At 66.0% G+C, this 21,298-nt stretch carries 19 protein-coding genes and 1 tRNA gene; 13 read left to right on the top strand and 7 right to left on the bottom strand.

From position 1 onward, the window contains the following. Both TQ29_RS07880 and TQ29_RS07875 read left to right on the top strand, forming a co-directional pair. Positions 1 to 969 carry an oligopeptide/dipeptide ABC transporter ATP-binding protein gene (locus tag TQ29_RS07880; protein WP_054538707.1) on the top strand — a complete coding sequence of 323 codons (969 nt, stop codon included), beginning with the start codon at positions 1 to 3 and terminating at the stop codon, positions 967 to 969. After that, positions 966 to 1,952, top strand: a complete 987-nt coding sequence (locus TQ29_RS07875; protein WP_054538706.1) for an oligopeptide/dipeptide ABC transporter ATP-binding protein — start codon at positions 966 to 968, stop codon at positions 1,950 to 1,952. The genes TQ29_RS07880 and TQ29_RS07875 overlap by 4 nt, the downstream gene beginning before the upstream one ends. Positions 1,953 to 1,962: 10 nt before the next feature. Here TQ29_RS07875 and TQ29_RS20885 read toward each other — a convergent pair whose 3' ends face one another. Then, complete coding sequence (locus TQ29_RS20885; RefSeq protein WP_162231818.1) at positions 1,963 to 2,637, bottom strand: CerR family C-terminal domain-containing protein; 675 nt, start codon at positions 2,635 to 2,637, stop codon at positions 1,963 to 1,965. Positions 2,638 to 2,797: 160 nt separating this feature from the next. Between TQ29_RS20885 and TQ29_RS07865 the strand changes: the two genes are divergently transcribed. Genes TQ29_RS07865 through TQ29_RS07845 form a run of 5 tightly spaced genes read left to right on the top strand, consistent with a single transcriptional unit; the run spans position 2,798 to position 9,605 of the window. Continuing rightward, the gene (locus TQ29_RS07865; RefSeq protein WP_054538704.1) at positions 2,798 to 3,913 is read left to right on the top strand and encodes an efflux RND transporter periplasmic adaptor subunit; all 1,116 of its coding nucleotides are present in this window, start codon (positions 2,798 to 2,800) and stop codon (positions 3,911 to 3,913) included. After that, positions 3,910 to 4,968 carry an efflux RND transporter periplasmic adaptor subunit gene (locus TQ29_RS07860; RefSeq protein ID WP_054538703.1) on the top strand — a complete coding sequence of 353 codons (1,059 nt, stop codon included), beginning with the start codon at positions 3,910 to 3,912 and terminating at the stop codon, positions 4,966 to 4,968. Before TQ29_RS07865 ends, TQ29_RS07860 begins: the two co-directional genes overlap by 4 nt. After that, positions 4,968 to 8,015, top strand: a complete 3,048-nt coding sequence (locus tag TQ29_RS07855) for an efflux RND transporter permease subunit (RefSeq protein WP_054540369.1) — start codon at positions 4,968 to 4,970, stop codon at positions 8,013 to 8,015. The genes TQ29_RS07860 and TQ29_RS07855 overlap by 1 nt, the downstream gene beginning before the upstream one ends. 54 nt (positions 8,016 to 8,069) lie before the next feature. After that, entirely contained in the window at positions 8,070 to 8,969 is a 900-nt protein-coding gene (locus TQ29_RS07850; protein ID WP_054538702.1) for a patatin-like phospholipase family protein, read from the top strand. 42 nt (positions 8,970 to 9,011) lie between these two features. Beyond that, positions 9,012 to 9,605 carry a hypothetical protein gene (locus tag TQ29_RS07845; RefSeq protein ID WP_054538701.1) on the top strand — a complete coding sequence of 198 codons (594 nt, stop codon included), beginning with the start codon at positions 9,012 to 9,014 and terminating at the stop codon, positions 9,603 to 9,605. A 27-nt stretch (positions 9,606 to 9,632) separates the two neighbouring features. Here TQ29_RS07845 and TQ29_RS07840 read toward each other — a convergent pair whose 3' ends face one another. The 3 genes from TQ29_RS07840 to TQ29_RS07830 all read right to left on the bottom strand — a co-directional run bounded on the left by TQ29_RS07840 (position 9,633) and on the right by TQ29_RS07830 (position 12,512). Further along, entirely contained in the window at positions 9,633 to 10,478 is an 846-nt protein-coding gene (locus tag TQ29_RS07840) for a protein-glutamate O-methyltransferase CheR (protein WP_054538700.1), read from the bottom strand. A 102-nt stretch (positions 10,479 to 10,580) separates the two neighbouring features. Further along, positions 10,581 to 11,303: an RlmE family RNA methyltransferase gene (locus TQ29_RS07835; RefSeq protein WP_037205663.1), complete on the bottom strand. Its 723-nt coding sequence runs from the start codon at positions 11,301 to 11,303 to the stop codon at positions 10,581 to 10,583. A 96-nt stretch (positions 11,304 to 11,399) separates the two neighbouring features. Beyond that, entirely contained in the window at positions 11,400 to 12,512 is a 1,113-nt protein-coding gene (locus tag TQ29_RS07830; RefSeq protein WP_037205661.1) for a Ppx/GppA phosphatase family protein, read from the bottom strand. A 268-nt stretch (positions 12,513 to 12,780) separates the two neighbouring features. Here TQ29_RS07830 and TQ29_RS07825 point away from each other — a divergent pair, with 268 nt between their 5' ends. The 6 genes from TQ29_RS07825 (at position 12,781) to TQ29_RS07800 (ending at position 17,522) form a co-directional block, all read left to right on the top strand. Beyond that, positions 12,781 to 13,077: a virulence factor gene (locus tag TQ29_RS07825; RefSeq protein WP_054538699.1), complete on the top strand. Its 297-nt coding sequence runs from the start codon at positions 12,781 to 12,783 to the stop codon at positions 13,075 to 13,077. A 26-nt stretch (positions 13,078 to 13,103) separates the two neighbouring features. Further along, positions 13,104 to 14,021, top strand: coding sequence for a hypothetical protein (locus TQ29_RS07820; RefSeq protein WP_054538698.1), 918 nt, complete (start codon positions 13,104 to 13,106; stop codon positions 14,019 to 14,021). A 10-nt stretch (positions 14,022 to 14,031) separates the two neighbouring features. Beyond that, positions 14,032 to 14,994 (top strand): methyltetrahydrofolate cobalamin methyltransferase, encoded by a 963-nt coding sequence (locus TQ29_RS07815; protein ID WP_037205653.1) that lies wholly within the window; start codon positions 14,032 to 14,034, stop codon positions 14,992 to 14,994. Between the two features lie 35 nt (positions 14,995 to 15,029). Next, positions 15,030 to 15,260 (top strand): hypothetical protein, encoded by a 231-nt coding sequence (locus TQ29_RS07810; RefSeq protein WP_054538697.1) that lies wholly within the window; start codon positions 15,030 to 15,032, stop codon positions 15,258 to 15,260. A gap of 94 nt (positions 15,261 to 15,354) precedes the next feature. Then, the gene (locus tag TQ29_RS07805; RefSeq protein WP_173585958.1) at positions 15,355 to 17,400 is read left to right on the top strand and encodes an ASKHA domain-containing protein; all 2,046 of its coding nucleotides are present in this window, start codon (positions 15,355 to 15,357) and stop codon (positions 17,398 to 17,400) included. Between the two features lie 48 nt (positions 17,401 to 17,448). Beyond that, a tRNA-Gly gene (locus tag TQ29_RS07800) sits at positions 17,449 to 17,522 on the top strand. Positions 17,523 to 17,545: 23 nt separating this feature from the next. Here TQ29_RS07800 and pgi read toward each other — a convergent pair. From pgi to zwf, 3 genes are read right to left on the bottom strand one after another with little or no spacing between them, the layout of a single operon-like run. After that, positions 17,546 to 19,150, bottom strand: a complete 1,605-nt coding sequence (gene pgi, locus TQ29_RS07795) for a glucose-6-phosphate isomerase (protein ID WP_054538696.1) — start codon at positions 19,148 to 19,150, stop codon at positions 17,546 to 17,548. Further along, a complete protein-coding gene (gene pgl, locus TQ29_RS07790) occupies positions 19,151 to 19,825 on the bottom strand; it encodes a 6-phosphogluconolactonase (protein ID WP_054538695.1) in 675 nt (224 codons plus the stop codon). It lies immediately after the preceding gene. After that, positions 19,822 to 21,276, bottom strand: coding sequence for a glucose-6-phosphate dehydrogenase (zwf, locus tag TQ29_RS07785; protein WP_054538694.1), 1,455 nt, complete (start codon positions 21,274 to 21,276; stop codon positions 19,822 to 19,824). The genes pgl and zwf overlap by 4 nt, the downstream gene beginning before the upstream one ends. Between the last annotated feature and the right edge of the window lie 22 nt (positions 21,277 to 21,298).

The following is a 21,298-nucleotide window of genomic DNA, read 5'->3' as shown; positions in this document are numbered from 1 at the left end:
ATGGCCCTGCTTGATATCCGCAATCTCTCGGTCGATTTCGACACGAATGACGGCACCGTCAGCGCGGTCAGCGACGTCAGCCTGTCGGTCGCGCCCGGCGCCACCCTTGCCATCGTCGGCGAAAGCGGCTCGGGCAAAAGCCAGACCGCCTTTGCCGCGCTCGGCCTGCTGGCCCGCAACGGCCGCGCCACCGGTTCCGTCATGTTCGACGGGCAGGAAATCCTGAACGCGCCGCTGTCGGTGCTGAACCGGATCCGTGCCGCCGAGATCGCCATGGTGTTTCAGGATCCGATGACATCGCTCAACCCCTATATGCGGGTGTCCGACCAGATGGCCGAGGTGCTGACCCAGCACAAGGGGATGAGCAAGCGCGATGCGGTGGCGGCCTCTGTCCGGATGCTCGACGCGGTGAAGATACCCGATGCCAAGGCCCGCGTGCGGCTTTATCCGCACGAGTTTTCCGGCGGGATGCGGCAGCGGGTGATGATCGCCATGTCGCTGCTGGCCCGGCCGCAGCTTCTGATCGCCGACGAGCCGACCACGGCGCTGGATGTGACGGTGCAGGCGCAGATCATGCATCTGTTCGCCGAGCTGCAACAGGAATTCGGCATGGCCGTGCTGCTGATCACCCATGATCTGGGCGTGGTCGCGGGCTTCTGCGAAGAGGTTCTGGTGATGTATGGCGGGCGGATCATGGAACAGGCCCCCACCGATCCGCTGTTCGAAACCCCGTCACACCCCTATACGCGCGGCCTGCTCAAGGCGATCCCGCGTGTGGATGTGGCCACCCATGCGCTCGACACCATCCCCGGCAGCCCGCCCAACATGCTGCACCCGCCCGCGGGCTGCCCGTTCGAACCGCGCTGCCGCTGGGCCGGCGAAGACTGCCGCGCCGCGGTGCCGCCGCTGGACCGCTTCGCCCCCGGCCGAAGCCGCGCCTGCATCCGCAAACCGGAGGAGCTGACATGACCGATCTGCTGAAAGTCGAGGATCTGCGCGTGAACTTCGACATCCACCGCGATGGCGACATGCCCTGGACCCCGCCGCGCCGGCTGCAGGCGGTGAGCGGCGTGGATTTCACCCTCAAACAGGGCGAAACGCTGGGCATCGTCGGCGAAAGCGGCTGCGGCAAGTCCACCCTCGCCCGCGCCCTGATCCGGCTGGTGCCCGGCGAGGGTCGCGCGCTGTGGCTGGGCTCGGAAAACCTGCTGGGGCTGTCGCGGTCGCGCATGATGAAATACCGCTCGCAGATCCAGATGGTGTTCCAGGATCCGCTCGCCTCGCTTGATCCGCGCATGACCGTGGGCCAGATCATCGCCGAGCCCTTGCGCACCCACCGGCGCGATCTTTCGGCGCCCCGGGTCAAGGCGCGGGTGAAGGAGATGATGGAGCGGGTCGGCCTGCTGCCCAACCAGATCAACCGCTATCCGCATGAGTTTTCCGGCGGCCAGTGTCAGCGCATCGGCATTGCCCGTGCCCTGATCGTCGAGCCCAAGCTGGTGATCTGCGACGAGCCTGTGTCGGCGCTCGACGTGTCGATTCAGGCCCAGGTGATCAACCTGCTGATGCGGCTGCAGCAGGAGATGGGGCTTTCGCTGATCTTCATCGCCCATGATCTGAGCGTCGTGCGCCACATCTCTAACCGGGTCATGGTGCTCTATCTGGGCAAGGTGATGGAGATCGCGACGCGCGACGCGCTTTTCGGCAAGCCGCTGCATCCCTACACGCAGGCGCTGATGTCGGCGGTGCCGATCCCGGACCCCAAGATCGAGCGCAACAAGACCACCATCCAGCTTGAGGGCGATCTGCCCTCGCCGATGGCGCCGCCCTCCGGCTGCGTTTTCCGGACGCGCTGCCCGAAGGCGCAGGCGCTTTGCGCGGACAATCCGCCAGTGCTGGAACGCAAGGCGGACGGCGAGGAAGATCAGAAAGTGGCCTGCCATTTCGCGTGAGCGGCCGCGCTCAGGGGTGTTGCGGGCCACCAATGGCATCGCGCACCCCGATCTGTCGGATGAACGCCTCCATCCGGGCGATCTCGGCCGCGCCGATCTCGTCCCAGCCCAGAACCGAAAGCGTCAGGTTCCGCTGGCTGCGCAGGCTGAAGATCATCATGATCATCGCCGCCACCCGCATCCGCAGATCGACCCCGCCGCCCGCGCCGTTCTCGACCGTCGCCAGAACCGAGGCCACCGCCTGCACCAGCCGGCTGACCCCCTGATCCTGAATAATGCCGAACGCCTCGTCATTCTCCCGTTCGCAGCGCGACATGAACTGGATCCAGGCGGGCGGAATCTGCGCCGAGACGACGATCCGGAACATGGCGGTCAGGGCCTGCTCGAGCCGCCGGACGGGGTCACGCTCCGGCCCGTGAACGAGCGCTTCGGCCACCGGATCGAACCGGTCGCGAATACCCCCCGCGATCACCCCTGCCGCGGCCAGGTAAAGCTCTTTCTTGCCGCCGAAATGATAGGATACCGCCGCCAGGCCCGCGCCGCTGCGACGGGCGAGATCGCGCAGACGGGTGGCGCCGTAGCCATGCGCCCCGAACGCCTCGATCGCGGCGGCGATCAGCTTTGCGCGGGTGGCGTCGCTGCGCGCGGCATGGCCGTTCGGGCTGAGGGATTCGTTAACCTTCATGCGGGCACAATCGCCCAGCCCGCGCCGCAACGCAAGAAGTTGGAACAGGCGTTCCAACTCACTTGACACTCGCTTGGCGCGGCTGTTACGGGCAAGATGGGGAAACCGGAAAAACCGCTGAAGCGGCATAACAGTGAACTGGTTATCGGAGACGCGGCACATGTGCAGGTATCCCAGAACGATCGCCCGGGGCCTGGCGGCTGTCACTGCCGGCATCCTGTCGGCCGCGCTCGCGGCAGCGGCGGCGGCGGCGCAGGACACGGCACAGGGCGACGCGCCGAAGGCCGCGCCCCTGCCCGTTACACTGGTGCAGGCCAAGTTCGCCTCGGTGATCTCCAGGGCAAGCCTGACCGGCGACATCGAGCCGCGCGAGAGCACGCAGATCGCCTTCCGTGACGGCGGACGCATCCTGTCGCTCGAGGTGACCGCCGGCGACCATGTGATCAAGAGCCAGGAGCTTGGCCAGGTCGACGCGACCCAGGCGTTGGAACGCCTGCGCGAGGCCGAGGCCGAAGGCGAGGCGATTCTGGCCGATCTGGAACGGGCCAAGCAGGATTTCGACCGTCAGGTCGCGCTGTTCGACCGGGGCGTGACCACGCGTGTGCTTCTGGATGAGGCAAGCGAAGCGTTGCAGACGCTGCAGGCCCGCCTGAAACAGGCCGACGCGCAGATCAGCCAGAGCAAGGCCGCGCTTGATGAAACCGTGTTGCGGGCGCCGTTCGACGGGTCGGTGATGGAGCGGATGGCCGAGCCGGGGCAGATCGTCGGCCCCGCCACCCCGGTCTTCGAACTTGCCGCGGATGACGGGCTGGATGCGGTTTTCGCGGTGCCCGACACATTCCTGGCGCATCCGATCGAAGGCACCGAGGTCGAGCTGCGCATGCTGGACCAGCCCGACCTGATGATGACAGGCACGGTGCGCGAGGTCTCTCCGATGCTCGACCCCCGCAACGGCAGCATCACGGTGCGCGTTTCGGTGAACAACCCCGATCCGTCGGTCCGGCTGGGCGCGCCGGTCGCGGGGGCGATCGGCTATTCCGCCGGCGCCGCTTTCGCCCTGCCCTGGACGGTTCTGACAGCCACCGCAAAGGGGCCGGCCGTCTGGGTCGTGAACCGGCCGGACATGACCGCCCATCTGCGCCAGGTCACGATCTCCCGGCATCTCACCGGGCGCGTGCTGATCTCGGAGGGGCTTGAAGAGGGTGAACTCGTGGTCGCCGACGGCTCTCATCAACTGTATCCAGGGCGCCCCGTCCGGGAAGGCAAGGCCGAATGATGCGCATGATCCTTCTGATCGCGATCGCCGGCCTGCTGGCCGGCTGCAAGGAAGATGACCCTGCCGCGCTGCCGCCACGGCCTGTGGTTTCCGAAATCGTCCGCACCAACCAGATCGAGGCGCGCGACCTGACCGGCACGGTCGCCGCGCGCGTCGAAACCGATCTGGGGTTTCAGGCCACGGGGCGGATCATTTCCCGCCCGGTGTCGATTGGCGATGTGGTTGCCCGTGGCTCCGTGCTGGCCGAGCTTGATCCGGACGATCTGGAAAGCGCCCGACAGGCTGCGGCCGCCGGCCTTTCCGCCGCAAAGGTGCGGCTGGAAACGGCCCGGCGCGCATCGGAACGCACGCGCGCGCTTGTGGCGCGCGGGGTGGCGACCGTGGCGCAGCAGGAAAGCGCCGACAGCGCGCTTTCCTCCGCCAAGGCAGAGCTGGAACGCGCGACCGCCGTACTGACCAAGGCGGAAGACGCGCTAGGCTTCGCTGTGCTGAGGGCCCCGCTGGACGGTGTCATCACCGATGTCCTCGCCGATGCCGGGGCGGTCGTGTCGGCCGGGCAGCCGGTGGTGCGCCTTGCCGGAACGCGCGATCGTGAAGCGGTTGTCGATCTTCCCGAAAGCGCGGTGGAGGCGCTTGGCGACGACGCCGTGTTCGAGGTCGGGCTTCGCGGCTTTCGCGACATCCGCACCACCGCACGCGTCACCGAGATCGAACCGGTTGCCGACAGCGCAACCCGCACGCGACAGGTGCATCTGGAACTGAAGGAGCCGCCGGCCTCCATGCGGCTGGGGGTGCTTGTCCACGTACATCTCATCGGCGGTGGCGGCGCGCTGATCGCGGTTCCCGAAAGCGCCATCCTGTCGGAGAACGGCGCGAGTTATGTCTGGCGGGTGAAGCGGCCCGAAGACAGGGTTGAACGTATCGCGGCCGAGGTTTCGCCGCTGGGCGATGGCCGGGTGCGCGTGCACTCGGGCGTCGATGTGGGGGACGAGATCGTGACCAGGGGTGTCCATAGTCTGGAGGCGGGCCAGCGCGTCGGGCCGCGGGTGCAATGATGCGGGGTTTCAACCTGTCGGACTGGGCGCTGCGCCATCGCTCGTTCGTCTGGTACATGATGATCGCCTCGCTGATCGCCGGCACCATTTCCTATATCGGCCTGGGGCGCGAAGAGGATCCCAGCTTCTCGATCAAGACGATGATCGTGGCGGCCGCCCTGCCCGGCGCCGATACCGACGAAACGCTCGGCCAGGTCACGGACCGGATCGAGAAGAAGCTGGAAGAGCTCAACGAGCTTGACGCCACCCGTTCGGTGACGGCGCCGGGTCAGGTCGTGGTGTATGTCGACCTGCTGCCCACCACGCCCGCGCGGGAGATTCCGCGCATCTGGCAGCAGGTGCGCAACATGATGACCGACATCCGCGCCGATTTCCCCGAGGAATTCGCCGGCTTCCAGTTCAACGACAGTTTCGGCGACGTGTACGGCAACATCTATGCCTTCACCTCCGACGGGTTCACCCCGCGCGAATTGCGCGATTACGTCGAGGCGGTGCGCACGGAGATAGAGGCGCTGCCCGACGCCGGCAAGATCGACCTTATCGGCGCCCAGGACGAGGCGATCTATCTGGAGTTCTCGACGCGGCGGCTGGCGGCGCTGGGGCTTGACCAGCGCGAGGTGGTGGCCACTCTGGCGGATCAGAATGCCATCGTGCCCTCCGGCGTGATCGACGCCGGCGACGAACAGGTGATCGTGCGTGTCGGCGGCCAGTTCACCGACGCCGACAGCCTGGCGGCGGTGAACCTGCGGGTCGGCGACCGCTTTTTCAACATCGGCGACATTGCCGAGATCACGCGCGGCTACAAAGACCCGCCCGACAACCTGTTTCGCTACAACGGCCAGCAGGGCATCGCCCTGGTCATCGGCATGCGCACGGGCGGCAACATCCTGGACTATGGCGACGATCTGGAACAGTTGATGACGCGGGTCGAGGCGAAACTGCCGGTCGGGATCCACATGAGCAGGGTGGCGGATCAGCCTGATCAGGTCCGGCACGCGGTCGGCCATTTCGTGCGCGCCCTGGCCGAGGCGATCGCGATCGTTCTTGCCGTCACCTTCGTCAGCCTGGGGCTGCGGGCGGGCCTCGTCGTGACGCTGACCATTCCCCTGGTTCTCGCGATCACCTTCGTGATCCTTGATCGCTACGGGATCACGCTGCAGCGGATTTCGCTGGGGGCGCTGATCATCGCGCTGGGGCTTTTGGTCGATGACGCGATGATCGCGATCGAAACCATGATCTCGCGGCTGGAACTGGGGGAAAGCCTGCCCAAGGCGGCCTCTTACGCCTGGACCTCGATCGCCTTTCCGATGCTGACGGGAACGCTTGTCACGGTCGCGGGCTTCGTCCCCATCGGGCTGAACGATTCGGCCGCGGGGGAATACACCTTCTCGCTGTTCGTCGTGATCGCCGTCTCGCTGATTGTCTCATGGCTGGTGGCCGTTCTTTTCGCGCCGCTTCTGGGGGTCACCCTGCTGCCGGCGAACATGCCCCACCATGACGGCACACCGGGCCGGATCCGCAAGGCCTTTCACACGATCCTGCGGGCGGCGATGCGGGCGCGCTGGCTGACCATCGCGCTGACGCTGGCGATCTTCGGGGCGTCGATCTGGGGCATGGGATTTGTCCAGATGCAGTTCTTTCCGAATTCGGACCGCACGGAACTGATTGTCGATTTCACGGCGCGCCAGAACGTCTCGATCACCGAAACCCGCCGCCAGATGGACCGGCTGGAGGCCGGTTTCGCCGATGACGAGGATATCGAATACTGGACATCCTATGTCGGTCGCGGCGCGCCGCGCTTCCTGCTCACCTTCGAAGCGCCGACACCCGGCCCCTATCTGGGCCAGATCGTTCTGAACACCACATCGGTCGAGGCGCGCGACCGGGTCCGGGCCCGGATCGAAGCGCGCGCGGCCGAGGAATTCGCCGGCTTCGACATCTACCCCAAGCTTCTCGAACTCGGCCCCCCCGTGGGCAAGCCGGTGCAGTACCGCATATCGGGCCCCGGGCCTTCGGCCTTGCGCGACCGTGCCCGCGACCTCGCCGCGATCCTTGCCGGGGATGAGCGTCTGGCCGGGATCGTACTGGACTGGAGCGAACCTGCACGGGTGGTGCGCGTGGATGTCGATCAGGACAAGGCGCGCCAGCTTGGCGTGTCGGCGCAGGACATTGCGCTGTCGCTGAACGCGGTCTTCAACGGCCAGTTGATCACCGAACTGCGCGACGAGACATATCTGGTGGACATCATCGTGCGCGGAGCCGACGAAGACCGCCGTTCGGTGGAATCGCTGTTTGACCTGCAGCTGACCACGCGCGACGGCCGTGCCATCCCGCTTTCGAGCCTGGCGACGCTGCGCTACGACACCGAACAACCGGTGATCATGCAGCGCAACCGTGTGCCCACGATCACCATCAAGGCCGCCGTGGCGACCCGCGACCAGCCGCTGACGGTTGTCCGGGCGCTTGAACCGCAGATCCGGGAATTCGAGCAAACCCTGCCCGCCGGATACCGGATCGAGGTTGGCGGAACACAGGAAACCACCAGCGACTCGGTCATGCCGATCGTGCAGGTCGTGCCGCTGATGCTGATCATCATGGTGACGCTGGTGATGATCCAGATGCAGAGCTTCCGGCTCAGCCTGATCGTTCTTTGCGCCGCCCCGCTGGGCCTGATCGGCGTCGTCGCGGCGCTGGTGCCCTCGGGCGCCCCGCTTGGCTTCGTGGCGATCCTCGGGGTGCTGGCGCTGGTCGGCATCCTGATCCGGAACTCGATCATTCTGGTCAACGAGATCGAAGAGCTGCGCAAGGCCGGCAAATCCCGCTGGGATGCGGTATTCGAGGCTAGCGACAGCCGCGCCCGCCCGATCCTGCTGACCGCGGCCGCCGCCAGCCTGGCGCTGATCCCGATCGCCCGGCAGGTGTTCTGGGGGCCGATGGCCTATGCGATGATCGGTGGCATCATCGTCGGAACGCTGGTCACGCTCCTGTTCATCCCGGCGCTGTATCTGCTTGTCTTCCGTGTCGCGGCGCCAGGCGAAACGGAATAGGATAACATCGCACGGCTCAGGCGTCGCGCGGGCGCCGGGCATGAGGGAGGCCCGATGGCAGTGAAGTTGGGATTGGCACTGGGAAGCGGCGGCGCGCGGGGCTGGTGCCATATCGGCGTGCTGCGCGCGCTCGAGGAAGAGAGCCTCGCCCCCGACATGATTTGCGGTGCCTCGATGGGCTCCCTTGTCGGCGCGGCCTATGTATCGGGCGTGCTGGACCCGCTCGAAGATTTCGCGCGCTCCATCTCGCAGGTCACGGTGGCCCGGATGCTCGATGTCAACATCGCTTCGGGCGGGCTGATCGAAGGCAAGTCCATCGACCGAAAGCTGCGCAGCCTCGGCTTCAAACCCTCGTTTTCCGATCTGGACAAACCTTTCCTCGCGGTGGCCAGCGATCTTTACGCCGGCTGCGAAGTCTGGCTGCGAGAGGGCGATCTGGTAAAGGCGGTGCGGGCCTCCATCGGCATTCCCGGCATTCTGTCCCCGGTCTGGCACCAGGAACGCTGGCTTCTTGACGGCGGGATGAGCAATCCGGTTCCGGTGTCGGGCTGCCGCGCGCTTGGCGCGCATATCACCATCGCGGTCAATCCGAACTCCCGCGTCTTCACCCCGACACGCGCCGCCGAAGAGATCGTCGACGGGCCGGAATTCGGGCTGGAAACCCTTATCGACGCTGCGCCCGTCGCGCTGAAACCGGCGCTGAAAAGCTATCTGGCCCCAAAGAAGAAAAGCCGCCGCAAACCGCCCGGTTATATGGATGTTCTCACCAATTCGATCAACTTCATGACCGATCAGATCCGGCGCAGCCGCTTGGCCGGTGACCCGCCCAACATCATGGTGGATCTCAACCTCGGCCACATGAGCATTCTGGATTTCGGCAACGCCGCCGAGGCCATCGATCAGGGCTATGCGGCGATGAAAGAGAAAATCCCCCTTCTGCGCAGCATGATCTAGCGCGCGCCATCCGCATTAGGCCGCCCTTTACCTCTTGTCCGCATGATTGCCAAGGATCAGGCGGGTGGCGAAGGGCGCGGCATCATGGTTTCGAACGGCAACTTCCCATCGGCCGGGTTCAGAGAGCCTGTGACCGACGAGGCGGCGCTGGTGCAGCTTGTGCAAGAGCTCCATGGGGGGATCCGCGCGGTCGCCCGGGGGGACCTGACCCATCGCCTGCCCGGCGGCGCTGGCCGGGCCGAACCTGTCCGTGATGATTTCAACGCGGCCCTCTCCCTGCTGAACGACACGGTCGCGGACCTGCTGGAAGCCGCCTTTGCCATCCACGGCGAAGCGCTGCACCTGGCGCGGGCGGCAGAGGCTGCGCCACGCGCCGCAGCCCGCCCGACCCCGGATGCGCAAGCCCCGCGTGGCGAAAGCGCGCCGCTGCTTCTTCACCCGCCGCTTCCGCCGGCACCGTCCGGCGCGGCGGCAACGGCGCGATCCATCGCGCGGCGCGCCGAATTCCTCATTCAACGCACCGCCCATTTCCGCGTCTCCCTGGCCGAGCCCGCCCCCGCCTGCTTGCCTGTCTTCACGTCCCGTCGCGCCGTGGCGGCAGATGCCCCTGCTCCGCAAGGCTGGGAAGATTTCTGAACCGGGGCCGGGGAACCGGCATCGGCCTCATCCCCGCCGGACAAAGGCCGCTGCGCCCGATGGCTGCAAAAGCCGGCTTGCCGCACCGCTCAGGCGCGCGCCCGGCCCAAGATAAAGCACCCCGTCCGGAACAAGGCGCAGCGCCAGACGCTCCAATACCTCCTCGCGCGTGGCCAGATCGAAATGACAGATCACGCCCCGGCAGAAGATGATGTCGAACCCGCCCCTGAACGGCCAGCCATCTCTCAGATCCAGCGCCCGAAAGGCGATGATCCGGCGCAATTCCTCCGGCATATGCAGCGCACCGTCCGGACCCGTGTTCAGGGGCCGCAGAGCCTCGGGCACGGCAAGGGCCGCGTCGCCGTCGTAAATACCCGCCTCCGCGTGGCACAGAATGACCGGATCGATATCGGTGGCCAGAATCCTCACATCCCGTTCGGGCAGATCCGCACCAAGCGACAGCAGGGCGAGACCAAGGCTGTAAGCCTCCTCCCCGGTCGCGCAGCCCGCCGACCAAAGCCGCACCCGCCCGCCGCGGCGCGCCCTGTCCGCCAGCGGCGCAAGGCACCGGCGCAGATGCTCGAACTGCTGCGGATGCCGGAAAAACCCGGTATCCCGAAGCCCCAGCACCCCCATCAGCGCAGACCGTTCCGCCTGCCCCGCGCCGCTGGCGACAAGGGCGCAATACTCCGCGAAAGTCCCAAGACCAAGCGCGGCAAGGCGCGGCTTCACCCGGGCATAGACACCCCCCTGCTTCGATCGCGGCAGGCGGATCCCGGCCCAGTCATGCAGAACGCGCGACAGAGCGTCGAATTCCGCCGTGGAAAACTCGAACGCGCGCGCCGCGCCGTCATGCGGGAATTCAATGGTCATGCGGTCTGCCCCCCGGCGAAATGGCCCGGCAGCCCCAAATGCCGCATGGCCCCCGCCACCCTTGCCGCAAAACCCTAAGATTTCGTTTCGGGCACCCCGAACTCAGTCTTCCGCGTCATCCACACGGTGATACCCGGTGGCAACCACGAATTTCTCGGAACTGTCCGACCGGCTGGCCGGCGGCTTCACATTCGCCACCTTCGCGAACCGCTGCTTCAGCAGCTTCTGCAACTCTCCCTCGGCGCCACCGGCCAGAACCTTGGCCACGAACGTGCCCCCCTCGTCCAGCACGTCGAAGGCGAAATAGGCCGCCGCCTCGCACAGCGCGATGATCCGAAGGTGATCGGTCTGTTTGTGCCCCGAAGACGAGGCCGCCATGTCCGACATCACCACATCGGCCCGACCGCCCAGCCATTGCTTCACCTTCTCGTCGGCATCGTCTTCGAGGAAATCGAGCTGATGGATCTCCGCCCCGGCGATCGGTTCCACCTCCTGCAGATCGACGCCCAGAACGGTGCCGATGGCCTTGCCCTGCTTTTCCCCCAGCGCATTGACCCGCTTCACCGCCACCTGGCACCAGCCGCCGGGCGCGCAGCCCAGATCGACCACCCGCGCGCCGGGCACCAGAAACCGGTAGCGGTCATCCAGCTCCGAGATCTTGAACGCCGCCCGCCCGCGAAACCCCTCGGCCTTCGCGCGTTTCACATAAGGATCGTTCAGCTGCCGCTCCAGCCACAGCGTCGACGAAAGCTTGCGCCCCCGCGCGCTCTTGACCTTCACCCTCAGATCACGCTGCCCGCGCCCGCTGGTCTTTTTCGTTGCCATACTCACAAACCCCGCGCAAATGCGCCCTGTCTTCATCTTTCCAAAAATATCCAGACACCGCGCATGCCGCAAACGTGCCGCCGGCACAAGTGCGCCTCAGAACGGGCCGTCTTCCAGCACGCCATCCGCGCTCATCTGGGCATAGAGCAGCCCTTCGCGCAGCCCCCGGTCGGCCACCGACAGCCGGTCGGTCGGCCAGATCCGCATCAGCGCCTGCAGGATCGCCGCCCCAGACATGATCAGCGCATGCCGGTCGCGCCCGATGCGCGGGTCGCTGCGCCGCCCCTCGGGACCCAGCAGCAGATAGTCGCGGATCACCCGGTCGATCTGGTCCGAGGTCATGCGCAGCCCGTCCACCTTGTTGCGGTCATAGCGCCGCAACCCCAGAAAAGACGCCGCCACCGTGGTGACCGTGCCCGAGGTGCCGATGATCTGAAACCCCTCGCGCGGCTGTTCCGACGCGTAGGGCGAGAAATTCGCCAGGTTTTCCTCGAAGAACCAGCTCATCAGCGCGAACCGGGCGGCATCGTCCTCCACATCCTCGAACTGGTCCTTCAGCGTGGCCACCCCCAGCGGCACCGAGATCCAGTCCACGACCTTGGCCGCGGCAAACGGGCTTTCGGCCGGGTGGAACCCCGCATGCAGCCGCATGATCGCGCGCGGGCGCTCGGCCCGCGGCACCGAACACAGGTCGATCCACACAAGCTCTGTCGAGCCGCCGCCGATATCGACCACCAAAAGCTGTTCTGTCCGGGTCGACACCAGCGGCGCGCAGGATACCACGGCCAGCCGCGCCTCTTCCTCGGGCTCGATGATCTCCAGCCCCAGACCGGTTTCGCGCCGCACCAGACGAATGAAATCGCGCGCGTTGCGGGCGCGCCGGCAGGCCTCTGTCGCGACCAGCCGCATCCGCACGACATTGTGCCGCTCCAGCTTGCCCTTGCAGATGCGCAGCGCCTGCACCGTGCGCCCGATCGAGGCACGCGACAGCCGCCCCGAGGCCTCGAGCCCGGTGCCAAGCTGAACAGCCTTGGAAAAGCTGTCGACCACGTGGAACTGATTGCCCTTCGGCTGGGCAATCAGCATCCGGCAGCTATTCGTGCCCAGATCCAGCGCGGCATAAAGCTCCGCCGGGTCTGGCGTATCAGGCGCGGGGGTTGCGACCGGTTTCGGGAACGCGCCCGCACCATCGGGACGCTTGGGCGCCATCCTGATCGCCCTCCAACTCAAGTTATGCCCAAGTTAGGGGCAGCGCGCCGGTTTCGCAAGCGTGGCATCGCGTGCGCCGGCCCCTTGCGCAGCGGCCTCATGATCTTGTTGAGGATTTTTCCAACTCCCCGATGTGGCCGTTTTCAGGCCGCTGGACTAAAGGTGATGCCGCCCGAAGTCGCTAGATGCGCGCGCCATGTCGAAAACCGGCGCCGCGCAGACCCCGGGACGGCGTAGAAGCGAAGAACGGAAAGCAGGGGAATCAGCGATGCCCGACGTCACCATCGTCTATTGGCGCGACATTCCGGCCCAGGTGATCGTCGGCAAGGGCCGGCGCGGGTCGAAACGCGTGCTGGCCGAACGGTTCGAACAGGCGATCGACCGTTGCGCGATGAAGGTGGGCGCGCGGGAGGCCGACGCCTATCTGGCCGAATGGCGCAAGGCGGCCCCCTTCACGGTCGATGGCACGCCCGAAGAGATCGCATCAGCTCAGGCCGCGCGACTCGAAGCCGAGTATGACGACGCAAGGCTGAAAGCGCTGATCGCCAATTCCGGATGGAACTGAACCCCGAGAGACTCTGGAAGGCGACAATGGCATTATTGCAGTTCAACAGCCGCGCAACCCGGCGCGCCACCGAAACAGCGCAGATCGAAGCCTTTCTGAAAGGCTTTTCCATCGAGGTGATGCCGCGCACCGCCGAAAAGATCGAGGATTTCCGTGCGTTGCTGCCCGAGCGCACACGCGTTTACATCGCGCATATCGACGGCACCCCGATCGAGGATATGGTGGCGACGGCGAAGCGTCTGGCGGGCGACGGGTTTTGCGTCATGCCGCATGTTCCGGCCCGCCTTGTCGCCGACGCGCCCATGCTCGCCGACTGGATTGCCCGCTATCAGGGCGAGGCCGGTGTCGATCAGGCGCTGCTTCTGGCGGGCGGGCTGGCCGCGCCGCGCGGCGCGTTCGAGAATTCCATGCAACTGCTGGAAACCGGGCTGTTCGACAAGGCCGGCTTCCGGCGCCTGCACGTGGCCGGCCACCCCGAAGGCAGCCGCGACATCGACCCGGACGGATCGGACCGCAACGTGATGCAGGCGCTGCGCTGGAAGCAGGCTTTTGCCGAGCGCACCGACGCGGAAATGGCGATCGCCACCCAGTTCTGTTTCGAGGCCGCACCGGTCATCGCCTGGGCCGAGCGGCTGCGCGCCGAGGGTATCCGCCTGCCGATCCACATCGGCGTGGCCGGCCCCGCCAAGCTGCAGACGCTGATCCGCTTCGCGGTGTCCTGCGGCGTCGGCCCGTCGCTGAAAGTGCTGCAAAAGCGCGCGAAAGACGTGACCCGCCTGGTCGTGCCGTTCGAGCCGACCGATTTCATCGCCGAACTGGCCGCGCAAAAGGCCAGGCATCCGGCCTTCAACATTGAGGCCGTGCATTTCTTCCCGCTGGGCGGCATAAGAGCCAGTGCAAACTGGGCCGTAGAACACGCCGCCCGCCCGGCCGATCAAACCTGAGGACCACGGAATGACCCGCACCGTCATCGAATCCAAGACCAAGACCGTCACCATCGGTTTCGACGAACCGTTCTGCGTGATCGGCGAACGCATCAACCCGACCGGACGCAAGAAACTGGCCGCCGAACTGGAAGCGGGCGATTTTTCCACCGTGGAAAAGGACGCGCTGGAACAGGTGGCCTGCGGGGCGATGGTTCTGGATGTGAACGCCGGCGTTGTCTACAACTCCAACCCCAACCCCAACGAGACCGAGCCGCCGCTGATGCGCAGCGTGATCGAGCTGGTGCAGGGGCTGGTGGATGTGCCGCTGTGCATCGACAGTTCGGTTCCCGGCGCGCTGGAGGCCGGGCTGCAGGTGGCCCAGGGTCGCCCGCTTCTGAACTCGGTCACGGGCGAGGAAGAGCGTCTGGAACTGGTGCTGCCTCTGGTCAAGAAATACAACGTGCCCGTGGTGGCGATCTCGAACGACGATACCGGCATTTCCGAAGATCCCGATGTGCGCTTCGCGGTGGCCAGGAAGATCGTCGAGCGCGCCGCCGATTTCGGCATTCCGGCGCATGACATCGTGGTCGATCCGCTGGTGATGCCGATCGGGGCGATGGCCACCGCCGGGCAGCAGGTCTTTGCCCTGGTGCGCCGCCTGCGCGAGGAACTGGGTGTGAACACCACCTGCGGTGCGTCGAACATCTCTTTCGGGCTGCCGCATCGCCACGGCATCAACGCCGCCTTCCTGCCGATGGCGATCGGCGCGGGCATGACCAGCGCCATCATGAATCCGGTCCGCCCGGTCGAGATGGAGGCGATCCGCGCCGCCAATTTCCTGATGAACCACGATGCCAACGGCTATGACTGGATCAAGTTTTCCCGCGTGCTGGATGCGGTGGCCGAGGGCACGCCGTTTCCCGATGCCTCCAAAGCGTCCGAGGCGGCGGCGGGCGGCGGGCGTGGCGGGCGGCGGCGGCGGCGTGGGTAACATGATGTTAACCATGGGCACGGCAGGATCGGCGCATGAGCTATATGCGCCCGATCCACGCCAACGACATCTGGTTGAACCAGGTATTTGCCGCGAAATCCGCGGCAAACGGCGGCGTGGTGCGGCGCAAGATCGTGGATGTGGAACGCAAGATCGGCCGGCAGCGGCTGGAGCTGGAAGTGCGCAAGCGCGGGTTTCACATGATCGAATGCGGCGCGCAATTCGTGATCATCTGCGATCCGACCGAAGTGAAACTCATCTGTTAGAAAAATTTTCACGAAAATTTTTGGACCCGAAGATTTTTCGTGAAAAATCTTCTTTGCGTTGCGGGGCCGAAATCACCCGGCTGAACAGAATATCATGACCGATCAGATGCCCCTTGTCATTTTCACCCCGTCGGGCAAGCGCGGGCGCTTCGCCCTCGGCACCCCGGTTCTGACCGCCGCGCGGCAGCTTGGCGTCGATCTTGATTCGGTCTGCGGCGGCCGGGGCATCTGCTCCAAATGTCAGGTCTCGCCCTCTTATGGCGACTTCTCCAAACACGGGGTGCGCGTCGCCGATGATGCGTTGAGCGCCGTCAACGCCGTGGAGGAACGCTATGACCGGCTGCGCGGGCTGAAACCGGGCCGCCGGCTTGGCTGTCAGGCCACCATTCAGGGCGATGTGGTGATCGACGTGCCACCCGAAAGCCAGGTGCACAAACAGGTGGTGCGCAAAGAGGCCACCGCCCGCGCCATCACCATGGATCCGGCCACCCGGCTTTGCCTTGTGCAGGTCGAAGAGCCCGACATGCACGAGCCTTCGGGCGATTTCGAGCGGCTGCAAAAGGCGCTGTCGGCGCAATGGGGCATCGACGGGCTGACCGCCCCGCTGCCGGTTCTCTCCCGCCTTCAGCCGATCCTGCGCAAGGGCAACTGGCAGGTCACGGTAGCCATCCACCATGATCACACCGGCGCCGCCCCCCGCCTGATCGACCTGTGGCCGGGGTTTCATGACGGCGCCCTTTACGGGTTGGCCATCGATCTGGGCTCCACCACCATCGCCGCGCATCTGTGCGATCTGGTCAACGGCGAGGTGCGCGCATCGGCCGGCATCATGAACCCGCAGATCCGCTTTGGCGAAGATCTGATGAGCCGGGTGTCCTATGTCATGATGAACCCCGGCGGCGACAGGGAGATGACCGCGGCGGTGCGCCAAGCGCTCAACGATCTGGCGGCCTCCCTCGCCGCGGAGGCCGGGATAGACGCGCGCACCATCGTCGAGGCCAGCTTTGTCTGCAATCCGGTGATGCACCACCTGCTGCTGGGAATCGACCCGGTGGAGCTTGGCCAGGCGCCTTTTGCGCTGGCCACCTCCTCGTCTCTCTCGCTGGATGCCGCCGAGCTTGACCTGACGGCGGTCAACCCGGCGGCGCGGGTCTATATCCTGCCCTGTATCGCGGGGCATGTGGGGGCCGATGCCGCCGCCGTGGCGCTTTCGGAAGAGCCCTATCGATCCGAGGATCTGGTGCTGATCGTCGATGTCGGCACCAATGCCGAGATCCTGCTGGGCAACAAGGAGCGCGTGCTCGCCTGTTCATCGCCCACCGGGCCGGCCTTCGAGGGCGCGCAGATCAGCTCTGGCCAGCGCGCCGCGCCCGGCGCCATCGAACGGGTGCAGATCGACCCGGAGACGAAAGAGCCGCGCTTCAGGGTGATCGGCTGCGATCTGTGGTCGGATGACAGCGGCTTTGCCGCAGCCACCGCCACGACCGGTGTCACCGGCATCTGCGGCTCGGGCATCATCGAGGCGGTAGCCGAAATGCGCATGGCCGGGCTTGTGGATGCCTCGGGCCTGATCGGCGCGGCCGGGCAAACCGGAACATCGCGGATGGAGCCCGAGGGACGCACCCAAAGCTATCTGCTTTACGATGGCAGCGCCGATGGCGGGCCGCGCATCACCGTGACACAGGGCGATATCCGGGCGATCCAGCTCGCGAAATCCGCGTTGTACGCCGGCGCGCGCCTGCTGATGGACGAGATGGGCGTGGACAAGGTGGACCGCGTGGTGCTGGCCGGCGCCTTCGGCGCGCATATCAGCCCGAAACACGCGATGGTGCTGGGCATGATCCCCGACGCGCCGCTGGACAGGGTGATGTCGGCGGGCAACGCCGCCGGAACCGGCGCGCGGATCGCGCTGTGCAACCTTGCCGCCCGCACCGAGATCGAACAGGTGGTGGGGCGCATCCACAAGGTGGAAACCGCCGTCGAGCCCCGCTTTCAGGAGCATTTCATCGCCGCCAACGCCCTGCCCCACGCCACCGATCCCTTCCCCGAACTGGCAAAGGTCGTAAGCTTGCCGAACCCGTCCTTCAACACCGGGGGCGACGGGGCCGCGGCCGGGCGGCGCAGGCGGCGGCGCGGCTGACACTTCCGCTTGACCGGCCCGTTGGCTTTGACTATCTGAAAGCTCCGGGCGGGTGTAGCTCAATGGTAGAGCAGGAGCTTCCCAAGCTTAAGACGAGGGTTCGATTCCCTTCACCCGCTCCAGCTTCCCGGCACCTTGGCGCCCCTCAACGGGCGCGCAGATAGGCCAGCAGATGGCGGGTGGAACCATCCAGCCCCTCGTCACTTTTGTCTCCGGCCAGCACAGGCTCCAGCGATTTCGCCAGTTCCTTGCCCAGCTCCACCCCCCATTGATCGAAACTGTTGATCCCCAGGATCACCCCTTCGACAAACACACGGTGCTCGTACAGCGCCACGATGCGGCCCAGCATCTCGGGCGTGAGCTTGGGATACACAAGCGTGGTCGAGGGCCGGTTGCCGGGAAAGACACGGTGGCGCGCCTGCCGCTCCAGCTCTTCACCGCTTAGCCCGGCGCGCGTCATCATCTCGCGCGCGACCGTCAGGCTGCGCCCCTGCATCAACGCCTTTGACTGGGCCAGACAATTCGCGACCAGCAGCAGATGGTGCCGCGACCGGCCAAGCTCGTTGCCCTCGGCAGCCACGAGGAATTCGCAAGGCACCACCGATGGCCCCTGATGGATCAGCTGATAGAACGCATGCTGGCCATTGGTGCCCGGCTCGCCCCAGACCACAGGCCCGGAGGGCACCGTCAGGTCTGACCCGTCCATCGCCACACGCTTGCCGTTGCTCTCCATCTCGAGCTGCTGCAGATAGGCCGGAAGCCGGGCAAGCTGTTGGTCATAGGGCAGCACCGCGCGGGTGGGATAGCCGCAGAACTGGTTGTGCCACAGCCCCACCAGCGCCAGCAGAACCGGCAGGTTCTCCGCGAAGGGGGCGCTGCAGAAATGTCTGTCCATCGCTTCGGCCCCGCGCAGGACGGCGCGAAAGTTTTCCGGCCCCACGGCGATCATGATCGACAGCCCGATCGGCCCCCACATCGAATAGCGCCCGCCGACCCAATCCTCGAACCCGAAGACGCGCTCGGCCGGGATGCCGAAGGCCCCCGTCTTTTCCACGGCAGAAGACAGCGCGACGAACTGCGCCACGGGATCGTCCACCGCTTCGGCCATCATGGCGCGGGCGGTTTCGGCATTGGTCATGGTTTCGATCGTGGTGAAGGTCTTGGAGGCAACGATAACCAGCGTGGTGCTCAGATCCAGCCCCCTCATCGCCTGCATGATATGGGCGCCATCGACATTCGACACGAAATGGCAGCGCGGCCCGTCGGCGTAAGAGGCCAGCGCCTGCACCGCCATCGCCGGGCCGAGATCCGACCCGCCGATACCGATGTTGACCACATCGGTGATCCGCCCACCCTGCCCGGTGAAGGCGCCGGACCGCACCGCATCAGCAAACGCCTCCATCCGTTCCAGCGTGCGGTGCACGCCCGGCATCACGTCGACGCCATCGACCATCACCACGCCTTCGCGGCGGCGCAGGGCGGTGTGCAGCACGGCGCGGCCTTCGGTTTCGTTGATCTTCTCGCCCGCGAACATCGCATCGCGCCGGGCGGCCACGCCGCTTTCGCGCGCCAGCGAAAGCAGCAGGGAAAGGGTTTCGTCATCAATATTCGTTTTGGAAAAATCCAACATCATCTCGTCAAGGCTGGCGGAGAACCCCGCCGGCCTGTTGTCCTTTTCGAACAATTCCGCGATCCGTCGCTGTTTCACGGCCTCGGCCTTTTCACCGAGGGTCTTCCAAATTTCCATCATCTATTCAGCCCAATGAACGGTTGCATATTTAAGGATCGTGGCGACCGGCGCTTTCAGCGGGTCGTTCAGTTTCTCTGCCTGGTTAACAGCGGCCCGCTTTTCGGCGCCGGTGATCACCAGATGAACATGCAGCGCCCCGCGCAGCACCGGCGCGGTCAGCGTGACCCGCGGCTCTGGCGCGCCGGGCGCGCGCATCGCCATCAGCGCCGGCGCGCTGTCAGACAGGGCCTCCGGCAGCCGGTCGGCCCCGGGAAACAGAGAGGCCGTGTGCATATCCGCGCCCATGCCCAGCACCAGCACAGAGATCGGCAAAGCCGCCTCGACCCCTTCGGCAAGCTCTGCCAGCCTGTCCTCGGGGGCGGGCGCATCCGCATAAAGCGGCACCAGCGTCGCCGCGGCGGCCTTGTCCACCAGCAGCCGTTCGCGCAGCAGGCGCGTGTTCGACCGGGCAGAGCTTTCGGGCACCCAGCGTTCATCGGTCAGCATGACGCGCACCCGCTGCCACTCCAGATCGACGGCGCACAGCGTGTCGAATACCGGGCCGGGCGTCGTGCCGCCGGGCACCGCCAGCGTTGCGTGATCGGCCACACGCAAGGCCGCGGCCAGCTCGCTGGCGATGCGATCGGCCAGCGCCATCATCATCAGATCCCGGTCCGGGTATTCGACCAGCTTCACGCCTTGACCTCCCGCCAGCGGCGCCCGTCCTTGTGCATCAGCATCAGCGCATCCTCGGGGCCCGAACTGCCGGCCTCATAGAGGCGCGGCCGGTCGCCCCGCTCTTCCCAATCGGCGATGATCGGATCGGTCCAGGCCCAGGCCGCCTCGACCTCGTCACCACGCATGAACAGGGTCTGGTTGCCGCGGATCACATCCATGATCAGCCGTTCATAGGCATCCGGAATATCCTCGGCCTCGGGCCCCAGCGCCTCCTTGAACGACATGTCCAGCGGCACCTCGACCAGGCGCATCCCGCCCGGCCCCGGTTCCTTGATCGTCACGCGCAGGTTGATGCCCTCGTTCGGCTGCAGCCGGATGACCAGCACGTTGGCCTTCTGCCGCTCCTGCACGCCGAAGATCGAATGCGGCGGGTCCTTGAACACGATGGCGATCTCCGACGTGCGCGCCCGCATCCGCTTGCCGGTGCGCAGGTAGAACGGCGTCCCCTTCCACCGCCAGTTGGAGATATGCACCTTCAGCGCGATAAAGCTCTCGGTCAGGCTGTCGGGATTTTCGACATCCTCCAGATAGCCCGGCCCGCCACTGTCGCCGCCATACTGGCCGCGCACGATGTCGCCGGGCGCCACCGGATCCAGCGCGCGGATCACCTTCAGCTTTTCGTCGCGCACCGCATCGGATTCGAACGCATAGGGCGGCTCCATCGCGATCAGGCACAAAAGCTGCATCATATGGTTCTGCACCATGTCGCGCATCGCGCCCGAGCGGTCATAATAGTCGCCGCGCCCGCCAACCCCCACGGTTTCAGCCACGGTGATCTGGATGTGATCGACATTGCGCGCATTCCACAGCGGCTCGAACAGCATGTTGCCGAAACGGACGGCCATCAGGTTCTGTACCGTTTCCTTGCCCAGATAATGATCGATCCGGTAGATCTGATGCTCATCGAAATGCTGCGCCAGCGTGGCGTTCAGCGCGCGCGCGCTCTGCAGATCATGGCCAAAGGGCTTTTCCACCACGATACGGCTTTCGGCATCGGCGATCCCGTGCCGGTGCAGCCGTTCGGCCAGATCCCCGAACAGGCCCGGCCCGACCGAGAAGTAAAACGCCTGCACCACGCCGTTGCGCATCATGCCGCACAGCGCATCCCAGCCATCGTCGCCCCGCGCATCGAGCGTCAGATAGCGCACACGCTCCAGAAATGCGTCCACCGTTGCCGGCTCCTGCTTTTCGGGGGCCACGAACTCGCCAATCGCCGCCCGGATCATCGCGCGATATTCGGCATCGTCATGCGCGGCACGGGCCGCGCCGATGATGCGCGCCTCGGGCGGCATCTGCCCGGCCCAGAACCGCCGATAGAGCGCCGGCAATATCTTGCGCCGGGCCAGATCGCCGGTGCCGCCGAAAATGATCAGGTCGAAAGGGTCAACCGGTATGACACGTGAAACCATTTCGTCCCCACAGCATTACAGG

It is taken from the genome of Actibacterium sp. EMB200-NS6 (genome assembly GCF_001305615.1).
Taxonomy (GTDB): domain Bacteria; phylum Pseudomonadota; class Alphaproteobacteria; order Rhodobacterales; family Rhodobacteraceae; genus Actibacterium_A; species Actibacterium_A naphthalenivorans.
The sequence above is the reverse complement of the archived record's forward strand: the minus strand, read 5'-3'. Positions and strand labels throughout refer to the sequence as shown.